Source organism: Dactylosporangium sp. NPDC051485 (assembly GCF_040682015.1).
Taxonomy (GTDB): Bacteria; Actinomycetota; Actinomycetes; order Mycobacteriales; family Micromonosporaceae; genus Dactylosporangium.
In genome coordinates this window covers 19,903-35,839 of the sequence record NZ_JBFAZW010000041.1, presented here as the reverse complement: position 1 = coordinate 35,839, position 15,937 = coordinate 19,903, and the positions used below count along the sequence as shown (strand labels likewise).

Genomic DNA, 15,937 nt, shown 5'->3' with positions numbered 1-15,937 from the left:
CTTCACGTCGGGTCGGTGCTGCTGAGGTGCTCCAGGCGCCCGATGGCGTCGACGACTGCTGTCTTGTACGTGCTGGCGGTGGGCGCTGCGGCGATCTGGTCGAAGCAGTCCCGGACCGCGGGGATGGTGTGGTGTGCCGCGCGGGCGAGGAGCAGGTGCCGGGAGTACTCGACGCTGAGTCCGTGGTCGTTGCCGCCCGGCTGGTTGGTGCGCAGGTCGGTGAGTGCACTGTAGACCGCGTGCGGCAGCGCGCGGGGGTCGCTGTCGTCGGCGAGCAGGAGGTCCGTGCCGGGGTGCACTCTCGAGGAGCGGCCGGGTCTGGTGGTGAAGGCTGTGGCGGCGGAGGCTTCGGGGTGGTCCAGGACCGGCCATCCGATCGACGGCGCGGTGGCGATCGTGACGGGACCGTCCCCGAGGTGCGGCAGGTGGCTGGGGAAGACACCGGCTGGCGGGAGGACCCGGACCCGGTCGCCGAGGCGCAGGCCGCCGGCGTTGATCAGCCACTGCCGGGCGGCGACCTGCTGTGCCTGTTCGGCGAGGATCCACGCCGGCATCGGCATCGACGTGCCGAACGGGTCGAGGTCGACGCCGCCGGCGCGGACCTGCCGCGCGGCGGCGAGGTCGGCGCGGACGCTGGTCGGCGAAAGGACGGTGTCGAGCCAGCTGTACAGCTGCTCCAGCTTGCCCAGCCGATGGGCCGCCTCGGCGACGGAGACCCGCTGCGGGGTCTGGTCGTGGACTCGGGCCAAGGCGGTGAGGACCAGCGCGAGCAGCAGCTCCGGCTCCACGGTGAGCCGTCGCCCGGCCGGCGCGACGCGGTCCGCGCGGGCGGCGCGGCCGAGGTCACCGGCCCGCTGCCGGGCGGCCTGCCACAACCGGTCGACGTCGATGGGTGGCGCGGCCGGACGCGGCGGCCGCGACGCCGGGGCCGCCGAGGCGGCCCGGTCGGTGTCCGGGACGGACCCGGCGTGGACCAGCCCACCGAGCGGCCGGTCGAGCCGAGCCCGGAACACCATCGGGTCCGCCGGCCCTGGCACCCGGACGCCGGCGTGCGCAGCGGCCCACAGGGTCGGCGGGTGGACCACGAGCAGGATCCGGCGCCCGTGGCGCGCGGCGGCCACCCACGCTGCGGGGAGCCCGTCCACGGTGCACAGCGGCCGGCGCAGCCCCTCCACCACAGCAGGCGCACCGGAGCGAGCGAGGCGGTCCTGCAACGCCGGGACGGTCCACACCGTCACCGACCCCGCTCCCGGCTCCGACCCTGTCCCGGTCGCGGGCCCGCGCGTCTGTTCGCGTGCCGGTCCGGCAGGGCCCGGCGCGGTGAGTTCGGCGTACCAGCCGTGGACATGCGGCGCGTCGGTGAGCTGGTCGAGTTCCAGACGCCCGGTCAAGTCCCAGGCGCCGCGGTCGCGGAGCAGCCCGGTGAGGTCGTCGACCAACCGTTCCTCGCCAGACCAGCCCGGGCCGCGCACGACGTACCCGGCGGGGACGGCCTGCCACCAATGCATCACCGCCAACCCGTCCCCGACCGGTGCGATGACAGCGTCCCACCCGTGCGGCGGAGCACCCGGCACCACACCGGCCAGCACGCCGGGCTCCGCCACCGCCGTGCTCTGCCCGCCGTCGTCGGGTCCGCTGCCCGGTGACGGCCATGCCACCACCCGCGGACCGGCACAGCCGCGGTGCGTGCGGGTCAGCCACCACCGCAACACCGCCGGCTCTGCGGGTCCGGGCGGCATGTCGATCGTCGGGCCTCCGGGACGCTGCACGATGCCCATGTCGACATACAGCAGTGCATCGGCCGGTTCCTGGCCCGCGTCGCCGTACCGGCCGCAGACCGGGCACGCGAACCGGGTCGTGTACTCCAACGACCGCCGCACCTGCTCAGCCCGGGCCGGTCCGAGCAGAGCGGTGATCTCGCCGCTCACCGCGGTCAGGTCCATGCAGAGCTCCTGTCCCGGTCAGCGGCGCTTCCTCGGCGATTTCTTGGCCTGGCGGCGGGCACGTTCAGCGGCCTGCAGCGCCGCGAGCCATCGTGAGCGGGAAGCCGTCGAGGGCAGATCGACAACCCAAGATGTAGGTTCGCGTTTCCGCTGTCCCGCGAGAAGCCTCTGAGCTGGTGTTCTGTGGCCGTCGGATCGTGTCCTCTGCTTGTTGTCTCACAGCAGTGTCCCCGGGTGTGATGTGGGCCTGGAGCGGGCTGCTATTGGCCAACGCTTGGTGGCCGCGGGGCCGGCTGGGCTGGAGTCGACCGCGAGTCCGTGCCGTCCTGCGGACACAGGCAGGTAGCTGCTGCGGCGCGGCGGCCGGGACCGGGTCGAGGGTGCATCTGGCGGCGTTGGCCCTGCGTCGGCGGTCAAGGGGCGGCACGGTGCAGGGCAGCCCTGAGCTCAGCGAGTCCGTAGCCGAGCACGGGGCCGGGAACTATGTCGCTGAGGTCATAACCTTCTGGGGGCGGGTCCCGGTCAACCAGGGCCCGCCATTGCGCGATCACCGGATCGGTCGCCGGCTGACCGTGGCCCCGGTTCGCGGGTTCGGGAACATCGTGCCCGGCTGCGCGGAGGAGCAGTGCGAGGTCGGCCCGCCGCCAGCTGTGGGAGGCGTTGGCGAGGCGACTGCTCGAGTCGTGGGTCGCAGTGGCGCCGGGCACGGGCTGGTGGATGGGACGCTCGGTGATCCAGGTGAGCAGGTCAGTGGCGCTGATCTGGGCTGGGTCGATGCCGCGCTGGGCGGCCAGTGCGTAGATGAGCAGCGCGGCGGTTTCCAGCCGGATCTCGTACTGCGGATAGGTGCCGTAGGAGTGCTAGGGCCTGCCGGGCGGGTGCAGAAGCGCCGCCGCGTGGTCGACAGACGCCCGCCACTGGCCGGTGTCCCCGCGGGCGACGGCCTGTGCGTAGGCATCGATCGTGGCCATGCCGATCAGTATCCCTTATGGATGGCCCGACGCGTGACGCCTGGTCGTGACGACTCGGCCCACTGGCGGCGCCGGCGCACACTGGCGTAGCGCTGCGGCCCGGACGGGGCGCGGTGGCTGATCACGAGGGTGCCCGCGTCGCCGGCCTTGCTGGTGTGGCGTCGGTTGCGGTGGAGAGCGGGATGGTGTCGATCGTCGTCCATGTGTAGATGCCCATGTCAGCGTGTTAGTCGACGGCGACCAGTTCCACGGTTTGGACCGGGAGCTGCGCACGTCCAGCCCGGACGTAGTTGAGGGCGCCGAGGTGGGGCCCGATGTCGACATGCCCGATGCTGTAGGAGGTGGTGACGTGAGGTCTGCCGCGTTCGTGCAGCGGCGCAACGGCGTAGGGCCCAGTGCCTCGGTGGCCGCGTGCCGGACCGCGAGGCGGAGATCTCGCCATGGCTCGTCGGGCACCGCGTCGACGGTGATGGTGTGCCGCCACCAGCGCCGGTCCAATGTGGAGGGTAGATGCTGGCACGGTCGTGAGGTGCTCCCGAAGGGCTGGCTGTGCCAAGTGCTGCCTGCTGGGCGGCCGTGACCTCGTCGAGGTGAGTGTTGAGCCGTTCAACGCTGAGGTGCAGCCACCGGGCTGGCTGGTGGGCCAGGTTGGGCAGGTTCCGTCCGTTCCGGAAGTGCCGGTAGGTGGCGGCCATCACGGCGACCGCGTCATCGGGTGGCAGGGCGTAGACGTGCAGGCGCGTCAGTTCAGCCGCTACTCGTAGATCACATGCGCCCGCATCGTCGAGGACCAATACGTACCCGAGTAGTGCATTTGCCCGTGCCGCCACCGGAAGGTACGCCACGGCATCGACGGCTGGAACACCTCCACACCCGCCCTCGGCCACGCCACGCCCGCGGCAACCTCCCCGTCCGCACGGCGAAGACTCACCAAACGGACCCGACCACGCGAGACGACGTCCACCCCAGCATGACGAGCCGGCTCGGGCCCGAGAGCTGGCACTCGCACAGCTGCTACAAAGCCGCTTGCCACACATAGGATTCATCGATACATTCTAGGAGTGCAGAATGTTGCTGCGGTGACCCGCGATCTCGAAGGACGTCTTACCGCTGGAGAGTGGGATGTCGAAGACCAGTTCGACACGTTCGATCAGCTGATGGCACGCTATCCAGTCCTGACCAACATCTACCGAGTTCGGGCCGCCCTCGCGCCCCTAATCCACGCCGGGCTCCTTGAGTCGCGCCAAGGTAGCGGTACATGGGTACTGCGTGTGCCCGAAACCCAACAAGCAGCTCCACAGCCCTCCCCGGCAACATCCGCGCTCCTGGACGAATTGCTGAACGACATCGACGCCCTGCGCGCAAAGGTTGCCGCCTATCGCCTCCAGATTGAGGAGGGACCGAACGCCGCGGAATCCCGCTGAGGTTGTGCGACAGCGCACGCGGAGGCCGCCGTGAGACACCGCGACGGACCTGCAGCGCTCGGCGGACCTACTGGAGAGCCCCGTCGAGCGGTCGTTCCCATCCAGTCGCAAGCGGTCGGACGGAGCACGCCCGCAGGGCCAGCAGATGATCGAGATCCTGGACGTCTCACTTCCGCGTCCCATGGGCCGGACAAGGGACACGCAGAACGAGAAGAGGATACGCGAATCGCGAACCTACACAAGATCAACGACTCCAGGGCCGTGTCCAGCCCCAAATCGGGCAAGGCATACATGTGCCACAAAGTCTTACCCCTGCGGCCAGATTTCCGTACCACGCTTGAAACAAACTCCTTCACGCCCAGCCTCCCCCCTGTCGACAACACCTCAAGACCGACCTGATCGCGGCGAGCGACAAGCCCTTCGGGCCGCGGCTCAACGGCGAACTCGCCGTCGCCCTGTGCCAACTCCGCGACATCTGCCGCACGTCCCCGCAGTCTTCGGTTGCTCCAAACCAACGGCCAGCCTTAAGGCTTCGTCGCTGCGCCCAGCTGCCGCAGGTACGGCCCAAGTCGAAGCCGGTCGAGTGGGCCGTTTTCCCATGAATGCACCTTAAGCATGAGGTCCGGGCCGGCCATGAGTACGAGCGCATCTGATGCTTTCGCGGTAAGGATGGAGTTCGTGACTACCAGGGCCTTGGTTGCGCCGGCGGCGCGCAGCCTCCGGATAAGGCTGGCAGCCTCGCGGGTCCTCAAGTCGGCGCCAAGGTATTCGACATCGAGCACGACATTCGGACCGCCCGCCGCCTTTACGACCGCAGGTGCTTCGCTAGAGCCCTCCGGGTGGACAACGAGGTCTTCTGGTTTCGCCAAGACCGCCTTCACGGCGACGAACACGGCGGTATTGAAGACAGTTCGCGCTTGTGCAAGTGCAGCCGGGTCTACCTGAGCCTTTCGATCCGTACGGAACAGGGTCTCGACCTTGGCGATCGCCTTGACTGGGTCGTCCCGGACGTCGTCGGCAGCCTCATCCAGAACCTGCTCGTACTCAGGGACCTTCAGATTGCCCTCAGCGAGGTTCACGGATTTCGGGATACGACCGAAGATCGCGATGAAGCCAAAGAATATGCCAGCCACGAAACATGTCGTCACCGGCGCGCTCGGCAGACTCTCCACGGTGCCGTATACCGCGAAGCATGTGTAGGCAGACGCCAAGCCGCCGGAAGCCCATCGCTGTCCAGGTGTCGCCCGGATCAACTGCCACCGGCGACGCCCTGTATGCCCGCTATCGGGTATTTCGTCCACACTCGCGTGTATAGGACGGCAAAGCGCCGCGCCAAGACGTCACCTCGTGGGCAGGTTCGCTATAACCGGAACCGGCTCGTGGGTGGCGATGGCCAGGGCGGCGTGGTCGGCGGCACGGTGAACCCTACGAACATCGACCAATACGTATCGTTGGCGGTATGCGCAGCCCACAGTTCCGCATCGCGTGCTGTCTGTGTGGCAAGCCGATCCCGCTGGCCTCGGACGTCTACGCCCTGGACCAGGAGTGGCGGCGCCGGTTCCCGCAGATGGTCGGCACCCTGGCGTGCAGACGGTGCGCGCTGGACCGCAATCAATGGAAGTGTCAGAACGCGGACGGCACCTACGTTGCGGGCCACCACCAGCCGGCGGCGCGTGGCGACGAGGACCGGGACTTCGACTCCTGGAGCCACATCGCGGCCGAGGAGACGCACCGCGCGATGGTGACGACACATCCCTGGTCCGGACTGGTGCAGGGCGCCGAGGAATACCTGCGCCACCTGGCGAGCCGGCCCGGCGTCGACCTTGCCGTGGCGGCGCGCCTGCGGCACGCGCTGGACGAGTGGGACGCCCGTGCGGTTGCCGGCTCGCCTCGGACGTAGCCCCTTGGGCTAACGACGTATTTCGGGCATGGCTTCATGGGTTCGCCGTTCGTCCGCCGAGCCCGTCGTGCGCAGTCTGTCGGTGGTCGGGGGATGCGTCAGGGTGCAAGGGGGAACAGGTCGTGGACCCAGTCGGGGAGGCCGGCGATGAGGTCGGCGCGGCGCCCGTCGGAGCCGTCCAGGCCGAGGACGCGGTGGGGCACCGGGTGGGGCCAGGGGATGACCGGGCGGGCGAACGCGCGGAGCACGGTGAGGCGCACCCGGATGCTGCCGGCGTTGTCGTTGCCGATCGTGCCGTGCCAGAGGTGGGCCGGGAGCGGGGTATCGAAGACCGGCCGCATCGAGGAGTCGCCGATGCCGGCCTCGAACATCGACGTGTCCAGCGGTTCGACGCAGTAGTAGATGCGCAGCCGGCACCAGCTGCCGTCGGTGGCGGGACACGTGCGAAGGCTGGCCAGCTGCGCGTCAGCCGGGCGGCACATCAGCACGTGGATTGGCTGGCCGGTGTCGGGGGGCGGCGGGTCGGAAGCCGGGCGCACCCGGCTGGGTGACGGTGCCGGGCCGGCGTCGCCGTGCAGGTCGGCGATCTCGACGAATCCTTCGTCGGCCATGAACCGGCGGACCTCGAAAGGGGTGGGGCGCGAGGTCAGGCCGTCGAGGCGCTGCCGTTGCTGCGCCGAGGTCCTGTCCTCGTGGGTGACCTCGGGCAGCCATTGCAGCAGGTACCGTCGCCGGTCACCGGTGACCAGGTGCTGCAGCGGCGGTTGTGGCAGCCTGGGGCTGCTGGTCAGGTGGTCGCTTTGGTAGAGGGTCAGATCGGTGGGCGGGTCCGGCGGCGCGGGGTAGGAGCCGTCGACGATGCGTTCGGCGATACGCCGCGGCGTCGAGTCTCCGACGGCGATCAGCTCGTCGTCGCGCAGGGACCACAGCCGCCGCACGGCAGCCGTCCGGTACAGCTCGCCAGAGTCGACAATCGGGGTGCTGCGCGGACGGTGCGACCCGGCAGCAGCCACCGGACTGCTGGTGGCGCTGGAGCCAGCCGACGGCTGTTTCGCGGCGGTGACCGGGGCTGGCCGGGCGGCAGCCGCTTCGTCGAGCCGGTCCAGGTGCAGCGGGTCGAGGTCGATGCTGAGCCGGTCGGCGGCGACGGGGCCGTCCGGGTAGCTGTCGGATCTGGTGCGGGTCTTGCTGCGGTAGGCCAGCCAGTAGCCGATCGGCGGGCCGTCGAGCAGGGTGGCCGTGTCGTGGTCCAGCGCCCAGAGCGGCCTGAGCACGCGCGCCCGGTTGCCGTACACGCTGGACTCGGCAACACCGAGCGGCGTGTGCGGCAGGCCGCTGACCTTGACGCGGGCGCCGGCAGGCCAGCCGCCGCGCACCGTGATGAGATGCTCGTCGATCAGGGCGGTGATCGCCGGGAGCCGGTCCCACAGCGCGCACGACGGCCTACGGGGGTAGGCGAGTCCGTCGCTGCTCTCCTCGGTGGTGGACACCATCGTGGTGCCCCACGTCCAGCAGCCGACAACCGGGTCGTCGTCGGCGTGGCGGCCGGCTTGCGGCAGGAGCCGGCGGTCGCGGTCGTTGAGCGGTTCACCGACCAGCGCTCGGGTGGTGGCGTGCGGCAGCCAGGCGATCACGGCGCTGGCCTCCCCGGCGTCGGTGTCGGTGTGCGCCGGTGGGTGCACGGCGTGACCCATCGCGGTGAGCCCGGCGTAGAGCCAGGTCAGCAGCGCGTCGCGGTCGGCGAGGCGGTACCGCAGGTCGGCAGCGGTCACCGCCGTGAGCGGCGTCTGCCGGTGGTGGGCGCAGACGTAGATGGGCAGCGCCCACCACGGCAGGTCCTCGGCCACGACGTGCTTGCCGCTGCCCGCGCAGCAGTCGGCAGCTAAGGTCCGCGCGTGTTCGAGCGCTTCGGTCCACCGTAGCGGCACTGGCGTCTCCTGCCGGGTCGACCGGGTCGGGTACGAGTCGCGGAACATGTCCGCGCCGGCCGTGATTGACTCTAAACGACTCGGCCATGTGTTTCCCTCGATCAGGCGGCGAACATAACGATGCTGCCCGAACACGCCTTGGGTGCCGGCTGCCCGACGATGCCAGCGGTTGAGCGATGGCCCGTTCGGTGGTGCCGGCTCGTACGGGTGATGACGACCTCCAGGCGGGCGGGCTGCGGCACCGGTGACCATGAGCGTCGCGGTTGCGGTCACGATCGAAGCGTGACTTTCATTGGAAGATGAGCGCTGGCCACGCGCGATGGAAGTGTCGAACACGGTGTGATCCAGCGGGTCCGGCAGGATGTGGGTCGTACCGTAGACGGCGTCGATGCGCCGGGAGATGCCGTGCCGGCAGAACGTGTCAGAACCGCGGTGATGCCCGGTCGCCGGCCGGTCCGGCGGGCGGAGTTCCGCGGCGGCGTCGTGAAGGCCTCCGGCGGCCAGGACATCGGATGGCCGCCGGCCGGCCAGTGGACTCGCCGCCGAGCAGCATCTGTCCGGCGACATGCAGCGCATTGCCGGTCAGGACGATGCAGCCGACCCACGCCGCGGCGGCGCCGGTCTGGACGTAGCACACGCCGAGGCCGTGGAATACCGCGGCCGCGGCCGCGGCGCCGGCGGTCGTGGGCAGGTGGGCGGGCGTGACGGCGTCGGCAGCGAGCCAGGTGGCGGTGATGAGCAGGACCGCCGTCGTGAGGCCGATCGAACGCCGCCAGACGGGCCGGACAGCGGCGTTGCTGATCCGCAGCACGAACACCGCGACCGCGTTGACGAACAGCAGGTCGTGCGTTCGGCTGCGGGGCATGCCGCGCCACCGGCGCAGCCCGGCAGTGAACCTACGGTCGATCGACCGGCTGAGCGCGGACTGGGCACTGGTCCCCGCCCACCAGCCGATCAAGGCCATGGTGAGGACCGCGACGCCACAGGTGGTGTAGTCGACGGCCGCGACCCCCAGTTGGGCGTCCGCGGGCGGGTCGCCGACCAGCCACGCGATCATCACGCGGCCCAGAAGTGACATGGCGAGGGCCACGAGGCCGCGGATGACGAGCGGTTTGCTGGACAACTCCGGTGTCACGATGGCCCTTTGATCGTCGGCTTCGATGGCGTACTGGGTCGCGGTCGTGCGAATCGGCCGCTGTGTCGCTGTGCCGCGCGTCTGTGTCTCGCCGGCGGCGCGGGTTGCCGTACCGGCACATCGGCTACCGATGGTATGGCCCGACTGGACTCGGTGAGCTCGACGTAGGTGAGGCTCCGCAGCCGACGGGCACGTATCACGAGGAGCTGGACGCGCCGTGACGGGCGGCCGGTCCAGCGGGTACTGGCGACGCCGAGCCTGCCCTGTGGCACAGGGGTACCGTGCCACACGTCGGCGGCGTGGTGAGCGCCGCCGGGCAAGAGCCTCACCGACCGCGACGCACGACTGCGGTGTGGTGAGGCTGCGCGGAACTGGCCAGCTGTGCTGCCGCGGTCCCACGCCATTCGACGGCATCAGGTGTTGCGGCGGCGGGACACGACGGCGACGCCGGCACTCGCCAGGACCAGCACCACGCAACCGACCCCGACCGCAGTCCAGGCGCCGGAGGACAGGCCGCTGCCGGACCGGCCCGTGTCCGGGTCTGCGGCGGTGGCCTCAGCTGTGGGAAGCAGGGGGTTGACGGCGGTTGGAGGGACGTGGGCGGTGAGGGCTTTGATGAGGTTGAGTCGGCCGTAGCCGTAGTCCGGGTCGCGGCCGGGTGGGCCAGCGTCGTCGGCGGTGCTGATCAGGCGCTGGATGACGTCCCTGGCTGGCAGCTGGGGGTATTTCGCGCGGATCAGGGCGGCGGCGCCGGACACGACGGCGGTGGCGTTGCTGGTGCCGTTGCTGGTGGGGTAGTAGCCGGCCACCCGGCCGCCGCCCTCGGCGCAGATGAGGGGGATGTCGACGCCGGGGGCGGTGAGGACGACTTCGGGGCCGCCGATCGCACCGTCCCAGACGGTGCCGGTGCGGTCGACGGCGGACACTGCGATGACGCCGGGGAACGCGGCCGGTTCGATGACACCTGTGCCGGGGGCGAACGCCGAGATGTTGCCGCTGCCGGCGACGATGACGACGTCGTGGTCCAGGGCGTAGCGGACGGCGTCCTCGCCGCCTCGCTCGAGTTTGCCACCTTCGGAAAGGTTGAGGACGGTGGCGCCGTGGTCGACCGCCCAGCGGATGGCATCCGGAATGTTGGTCCGGCCGAGACTCTTGCTGCCGGTCCCGGTACGGACGGAGAGGATTTTGGCGTGGGGTGCGATGCCGAGCAGATGGTCGTCGGTCCCACCGTTGGCGGCGATGATGCCGGCCATGGCGCTGCCGTGTCCGTCGTTGTCGGTACGGCTGGTGCCGGTTCCGGGTGCGTAGGAGATGCCGTCGATGACCTGTCCGTCGAGGTCGGGGTGGCTGCCGACGCCAGAGTCCAGGACCGCGACCACGACGCCGGCGCCGGTGCTGATCTCGTGCGCGGCTGCGACGTCGAGGGTCTGCAGGTACCACTGGCGGTCGCGGATCGTCTGTGCCGCCGCAGGTGCCGGCAGGGCGACGATCGGCGTCAGGCCGGCGAGGACGGCGGCCGCCGCCAGCACCGGTCGGAACATGCTCACCGGGTCACCCCTTCTTGGGTCGGTGCGCGGCCGGCTGGTTCCTCGACCGGTGGTGCGCCGGTCAGGGTGTGGGTGGCACGAGACTGGCCCCGGCCTCGCCTGCTGCGGGACGGCCGGTGCGGGCGGCGCAGCAAATCGAGCAGGACGGCGCCAGCAGCGTGGGTCTGCTGGTCGGCGAGGTCGTGGTGGGTGACGAGCCGGACCGTGTTGGCCGTGACCGCGACAGCCAGGACACCGCGTGAGGCTGCGGCCCGGACCAGGGTCGGGCCGGTCCAAGCGGTGCTGGTGAGGTCGAGCAGGACCATGTTGGTGTGGACGCGGACCGGGTCGACGACGCCTGTCGGTGCGAGGGTGGTGGCGAGGAGTTGGGCGCGGTGGTGGTCGTCGGCGAGCCGCGGCAGGTGGTGGTCCAGGGCGTAGAGGCCCGCGGCCGCGAGGATCCCGGCTTGGCGCATCGCGCCCCCAGCGCGCAGCCGCAGCCGCCGCGCGACAGCGACCCGCTTCTGGGTGCCGACCATGACCGATCCGGCTGGGCCGCCGAGTCCTTTGGACAGGCAGACGGTGACGGTGTCGAACAGCCGGGCGTAGGTGGCAAGGGGGATGCCGGTGGCGATGTGGGCGTGCCAGAGCCGGGCACCGTCGCAGTGCAGGGCGACGCCGGCGCGGCGGGCGACGTGGTGCAAGGCGGTGAGCCGGTCGAGCGGGTGGATGACGCCGCCTGCGAGGTTCGCGGTCTGCTCGACGGCGACCGCGGTGGTGGGGACCGCGAACCCGCCGCCAGGGCGGATCATGGTGTTGATCGTGGCGGGGTCGATGAACCCGTCCGAGCTGGTCCAGGTGCGCGTGGTGATGCCGCCGTGGACAGCGGCGCCGCCGCCTTCGTAGGAGACGATGTGCGCGTCGTCCGCGCAGAGCAGCTCACCGCCGGGCGGCACGAGTGCCTGGATCGCGACCTGGTTGGCCATCGTTCCGGTCGGCAGCAGCAGTCCGGCCTCGTGGCCGAGCAGCTCGGCGACCCGCTCCTGCAGCTGCTGGACAGTCGGGTCTTCGCCGTAGACGTCGTCACCGACGGCGGCATTGGCGATCGCGGCGCGCATCCCGGGGGTGGGTCGGGTGACGGTGTCGCTGCGCAGATCGGCAACCACGCGCTGTCTGGCCTTCATGCCGCGGCCCGCCGAGTCACGGCGAGGCGGGCGGCGAGCCTGGTGATGGCTGCTGCGACCTGGTCGGGTTGTTCGAGGGGGAGGTCGTGGCCGCCGTCGAGCCACTGCACCGGGACGGTCCGTCCGGCCAGGTCGAACGTCGCCAACAACGCCCGCAGATGCAGGGCGGCGCTAGCGGGGTCGCCGGGGCGGGCAAGCACCGCCACCGTCGGGGCGCGGAGCGTCGCCAGGACCGCGGCGGGCTCATGGGACCACAGGCTGCGGGCTGCGTGGACCTCGTGCTCGACGGCGAGCCGCAGTCTCATCGGCCCGGCCCCCGGACCGGTGGGCTCGGCGAGGTCCTTGTCGGCGGGATGGCCGGCGGCGGGATCGGGTTGGTAGTTGGCGAGCAGCGCCGGGATGGCTGCGGCGGGCAGGCCACGGCCGGTCGCCCAGGCCGTGAGCATGGCCGGGGTGGGGGCGATGCGCCGGTCGAGGAGCATCCGGTATCGGGCGTCCCACCAGTTGTCGCCGAACAAGATCCGCGGGTCGTAGATGCCGCCGTCGACGAGGCACAGCCCGGCGACGAGGTCGGGCCGGCGGGCAGCGACCTCCAAGGCTACGGCAGCACCGAAGCTGTGCCCGGCCACCAGGCACCGCCCGGTGTCCAGGGTGTCGAGGACGGTGACGGTGTCGTCGGCAAACGCGCCGATCGTGTACCCGTCGGGTGGGGTGCTGGACTGGCCGTGGCCGCGGTGGTCGAACCGGACCACCCGTCCGCCAAGCCGTGCGGCGACGAGGTCCCACCAGCGGTGTGTGCTGGCCAGGCCGTGCAGCAGGACCACTGGTGGGCCATCAGCCGAGCCGGTGGTGTCGTGGACGGCGAGGTCGACGCTGCCCGTAACGGTCACCGTCCGGGCGGTGCTGGTCAGCAGGGCGCTCATGCCGCGTCCCCGACGACCGTACTGTGCGGGCGGGTAGTGAGGTCGTCGATCGCGGCGGCGATCGTGGCCGGGCTGGGATTGGTGGCGACCAGGACGTAGGGGACCTCGACGCTGAGCTCCTCACTGAGGGCGACGCACAGCTGCGCGACGAGCAGCGAGTGCCCGCCTGCGGCGACGATGTCCGTCTCCGGGTGCACCGGCAGGTCCACGGCTGCGGCGACGACCCGCAGGACTGTCGGCAGTGACCCGCCAGCGTTGGCGGCGTCGTCGTTTGGTGCAGGGCGAGGGTCAGCTTGGGCGCGCAGCGCCTCGCGGTCGGTCTTGCCGCCGGCGGTCAGCGGCAGGGCCGGCACGACGCGGATGTCTGGCACGGCGAACGGCGGTAGCACCGCTGCGGCGTGCGCCCGCAGCTCGGTGGCGAGTCCGGTGCCGGGCGGGCCGTCGTGGTAGTCGGCGGCGACGAACGCGGTGAGCCGGTCGGCGACGGCGACGACGGCGCAGGCGAGGACGGCTGGGTGGCTGGCGAGGACGTGTTCGACTTCGCCGAGGGTGAGGCGGTGGCCGCGGAGCTTGATCTGGTCGTCGCGGCGGCCGTGGTAGGTGAGGGTGCCGTCGGTGCGCCAGGCGGCGAGGTCGCCGGTGTGGTACCAGCGCCGCCCGGCCCGGTCGGTGGTGAACCGGGCTGCTGTGGCGGCGGGATTGGCGGCGTAGCCGCGGGCGACGCCGACCCCGCCGACGAGCAGTTCCCCGGTCACCCCCGTCGGCAGGATTCGGCCGTCGGGGTCGACGATTCGGACGGTGACGCCGGGCAGCGGGGCGCCGATGTGTACGTCTTGGCCGGGGTGGAGCTGTCCGACGGTGACCGCGACGGTCGCCTCGGTCGGTCCGTACCCGTTGAAGAGCTGCCGGGCTGGGGTGGACCACCGTTGCACCAGCCGTGGGTGGCACGGCTCGCCGACCGCGACGACGGTCCGCAGGTCCGGCAGGCTGGTGGCGGGCAGCGCGGCGAGCACAGACGGGGTGAGGGTGGCGACCTCGACGCGGTGCTTGCGCAGCCATCGGGCAAGGGCGTCGCCGCCGGTCCGGGTGTCCTCCGGGGCGAGCACGAGGGTACCGCCGGCGGTGAGGGCGAGGAGGATCTCGCACATCGCGGCATCCCACGACCAGGCCGCCAGCTGCAGGACCGGGGTCCCCGCGTGGACGTCGAACCGTTCGGCGAGCGCTTGGGCCATGTTGACGACGCCGGGGTGCTCGATCAGGACGCCGTTCGGGGTGCCGGTCGACCCGGATGTGAACACGACGTACGCCAGCGGGCCGCGGACCGGGTCCAGCCCGGCACCCGCGCCGGCGCCGATGCGGGTCATCGTTGCGCCGGCCGGGATGTGCGGGGCGGTGTCGGCGGCGCGGACGTGACGCACGGCGCAGGTGGCGGCCATGTACTGCAGCCGCCGGTCGGGCCAGGCAGGGTCGAGGTAGAGCACCGCGCCGCCGGCGCGCCACACGCCGAGCAGCTGTACGAGTCCGTCGACCGAGCGGGGCCAGCAGACCCCGACGACTTCGTCCGCGCTTACGCCGACCGTGGTCAGGTGCGCGGCGACGGCGTCGGCGCTGCGGGTCAGCTGCTGGTAGGTGACGGCCGCGCCGGTGGCGTCGATGACCGCGACACGGTCGGGTGCCGTGTCGGCGTGCTGCCAGATCAGGTCGGCGACGGTGACGGCCGCGGGCCTCGGGCGCCGGCTCATCGGATACCGGCCGGGTGGTGGGCGTCGAGCTGGATGGGCAGGGTGGCGAGGCTGCGGAGGTTCGCGTTGTGCCGCCACTGGCGGCCTGGTAACGGTCGCAGCCGGGCGTACCGTTCGATGAGCAGCCGGACCGCGGTCTCGGCCTCGAGGCGGGCCAGCGGCGCGCCGAAGCAGACGTGCGACCCGTACCCGAAGGTGAGCGGACGGGCCGGGTGGCTCGCCCGGTCGAGCAGGATCCGGGTCGGGTTCGCGAACACTCTCGGGTCGCGGTTGGCGGCGGCGAGCAGCAGCACCACGCTCGCCCCGGCCGGCAACTCCGGCCCGGACGGCAGGGCGACCGGTTCGCGGAGCCTGCGGGCGGTGTACTGCGTCGGTGGGAACAGCCTGCCGAGCTCGGTGACCGCGTCGGGGATCTGCGCCGGATCGTCGGCCAGGACGTTCCACAGCCGGGGTTCGTCGGTGAGGGCGGCGACGACCGCGGAGAGCAGGTTCGTGGTGGTTTCGCTGCCCGCCGTGGTCAGCATCAGCAGGTTGGCGACCAGCGCTTCCCGGCTGATCGCGCCGTGCTGCATCGCAGTCACCAGTGCGTCGATCATCGCCGTGCCGGGCTGGTGTTCGCGGCCGGTGACGTGTTGGCGGAGGAACGCGGCGAGTTCCGCAACGGTGGCGAGCGTCGCCGCCCGGCCGACGGTCGGGACGTGCCCGGGAGCGGCGACCACGTCGCCCCACGCCAGGGACCAGCGGCGGATCGTCGCGGTACCGATCGAGGATGGGATGGCCAGCAGGTGCCGGGTGACGTCGATCGGGATCCGGGCGGCGAATCCGGTCACCAGGTCAGCGACCGGCTGCCCGGCGAGGTCGTCGAGGGCGGCGGTGACCGCCGCCGCGATCGGTTCGGCGAGCCCGGTGCGGACGGCGCGGACCTGGACCGGCTCGGCGAGGACCCGCCGCAGCGCCCGGTGCCGGTCGCCGTCGACGAACGACACGTGCATGTCCAACGCCGCGAACGCCTCCTCCAGGCCCGCGCCTGGGAACAGGTTGAGGGCGGCGGCGTGGTCCATGTGCACCGAGGCGGCCGGGTGCGCCAGCACCGCCCGGACGTCGCCGTGCCGGGACACCAGCCACGCCCCAGCGACCGGGTCGAACACCGCCCCGGTCCGCAGAAGCTGGTCATAGAACCCGGTCGGATCGGCGATGGTCTCCGGCAGCTGCAACTGGGCCAGGCCGAGTTGCTCGGCAGCAGTAGTGGGCAACGGGAACT

11 protein-coding genes are annotated in these 15,937 nt (G+C 71.5%); 2 read left to right on the top strand and 9 right to left on the bottom strand.

Annotated elements, in window-relative coordinates; genetic code table 11:
- Positions 1 to 2: 2 nt before the first annotated feature.
- Positions 3 to 1,943 carry a hypothetical protein gene (locus AB0M46_RS23450; protein WP_363339090.1) on the bottom strand — a complete coding sequence of 647 codons (1,941 nt, stop codon included), beginning with the start codon at positions 1,941 to 1,943 and terminating at the stop codon, positions 3 to 5.
- Between the two features lie 2,032 nt (positions 1,944 to 3,975).
- Here AB0M46_RS23450 and AB0M46_RS23445 point away from each other — a divergent pair.
- Positions 3,976 to 4,338: a hypothetical protein gene (locus AB0M46_RS23445; RefSeq protein ID WP_363339089.1), complete on the top strand. Its 363-nt coding sequence runs from the start codon at positions 3,976 to 3,978 to the stop codon at positions 4,336 to 4,338.
- 524 nt (positions 4,339 to 4,862) lie between these two features.
- Here AB0M46_RS23445 and AB0M46_RS23440 read toward each other — a convergent pair.
- Positions 4,863 to 5,471 (bottom strand): hypothetical protein, encoded by a 609-nt coding sequence (locus AB0M46_RS23440; RefSeq protein ID WP_363339088.1) that lies wholly within the window; start codon positions 5,469 to 5,471, stop codon positions 4,863 to 4,865.
- 326 nt (positions 5,472 to 5,797) lie between these two features.
- On the opposite strand from AB0M46_RS23440, the gene AB0M46_RS23435 reads away from it, so the two are divergent.
- Positions 5,798 to 6,238: a hypothetical protein gene (locus AB0M46_RS23435; protein WP_363339087.1), complete on the top strand. Its 441-nt coding sequence runs from the start codon at positions 5,798 to 5,800 to the stop codon at positions 6,236 to 6,238.
- 98 nt (positions 6,239 to 6,336) lie between these two features.
- Here the strand turns inward: AB0M46_RS23435 and AB0M46_RS23430 are convergent, their stop codons facing one another.
- From AB0M46_RS23430 to AB0M46_RS23400, 7 genes are all read right to left on the bottom strand, one after another.
- Positions 6,337 to 8,166 (bottom strand): hypothetical protein, encoded by a 1,830-nt coding sequence (locus AB0M46_RS23430; RefSeq protein ID WP_363339086.1) that lies wholly within the window; start codon positions 8,164 to 8,166, stop codon positions 6,337 to 6,339.
- Between the two features lie 421 nt (positions 8,167 to 8,587).
- Positions 8,588 to 9,301: a hypothetical protein gene (locus tag AB0M46_RS23425; protein ID WP_363339085.1), complete on the bottom strand. Its 714-nt coding sequence runs from the start codon at positions 9,299 to 9,301 to the stop codon at positions 8,588 to 8,590.
- Between the two features lie 413 nt (positions 9,302 to 9,714).
- Positions 9,715 to 10,842 carry a S8 family serine peptidase gene (locus AB0M46_RS23420; protein ID WP_363339128.1) on the bottom strand — a complete coding sequence of 376 codons (1,128 nt, stop codon included), beginning with the start codon at positions 10,840 to 10,842 and terminating at the stop codon, positions 9,715 to 9,717.
- A 2-nt stretch (positions 10,843 to 10,844) separates the two neighbouring features.
- On the bottom strand, positions 10,845 to 12,011 hold the full coding sequence (locus AB0M46_RS23415; RefSeq protein WP_363339084.1) for a GntG family PLP-dependent aldolase: 1,167 nt from the start codon (positions 12,009 to 12,011) through the stop codon (positions 10,845 to 10,847).
- A complete protein-coding gene (locus tag AB0M46_RS23410) occupies positions 12,008 to 12,934 on the bottom strand; it encodes an alpha/beta hydrolase (RefSeq protein ID WP_363339083.1) in 927 nt (308 codons plus the stop codon). Before AB0M46_RS23410 ends, AB0M46_RS23415 begins: the two co-directional genes overlap by 4 nt.
- Positions 12,931 to 14,676: a non-ribosomal peptide synthetase gene (locus tag AB0M46_RS23405; protein ID WP_363339082.1), complete on the bottom strand. Its 1,746-nt coding sequence runs from the start codon at positions 14,674 to 14,676 to the stop codon at positions 12,931 to 12,933. The genes AB0M46_RS23410 and AB0M46_RS23405 overlap by 4 nt, the downstream gene beginning before the upstream one ends.
- Positions 14,673 to 15,929, bottom strand: coding sequence for a cytochrome P450 (locus tag AB0M46_RS23400; RefSeq protein WP_363339081.1), 1,257 nt, complete (start codon positions 15,927 to 15,929; stop codon positions 14,673 to 14,675). The genes AB0M46_RS23405 and AB0M46_RS23400 overlap by 4 nt, the downstream gene beginning before the upstream one ends.
- Between the last annotated feature and the right edge of the window lie 8 nt (positions 15,930 to 15,937).

What these genes read in the sequence shown, in the direction of transcription:
- AB0M46_RS23450 (WP_363339090.1), bottom strand. Translation starts at nt 1,943, where the DNA reads ATGGACCTGACCGCGGTGAGCGGCGAGATCACCGCTCTGCTCGGACCG.
- AB0M46_RS23435 (WP_363339087.1), top strand. Translation starts at nt 5,798, where the DNA reads ATGCGCAGCCCACAGTTCCGCATCGCGTGCTGTCTGTGTGGCAAGCCG.
- AB0M46_RS23420 (WP_363339128.1), bottom strand. Translation starts at nt 10,842, where the DNA reads ATGTTCCGACCGGTGCTGGCGGCGGCCGCCGTCCTCGCCGGCCTGACG.
- AB0M46_RS23415 (WP_363339084.1), bottom strand. Translation starts at nt 12,011, where the DNA reads ATGAAGGCCAGACAGCGCGTGGTTGCCGATCTGCGCAGCGACACCGTC.
- AB0M46_RS23410 (WP_363339083.1), bottom strand. Translation starts at nt 12,934, where the DNA reads ATGAGCGCCCTGCTGACCAGCACCGCCCGGACGGTGACCGTTACGGGC.
- AB0M46_RS23405 (WP_363339082.1), bottom strand. Translation starts at nt 14,676, where the DNA reads ATGAGCCGGCGCCCGAGGCCCGCGGCCGTCACCGTCGCCGACCTGATC.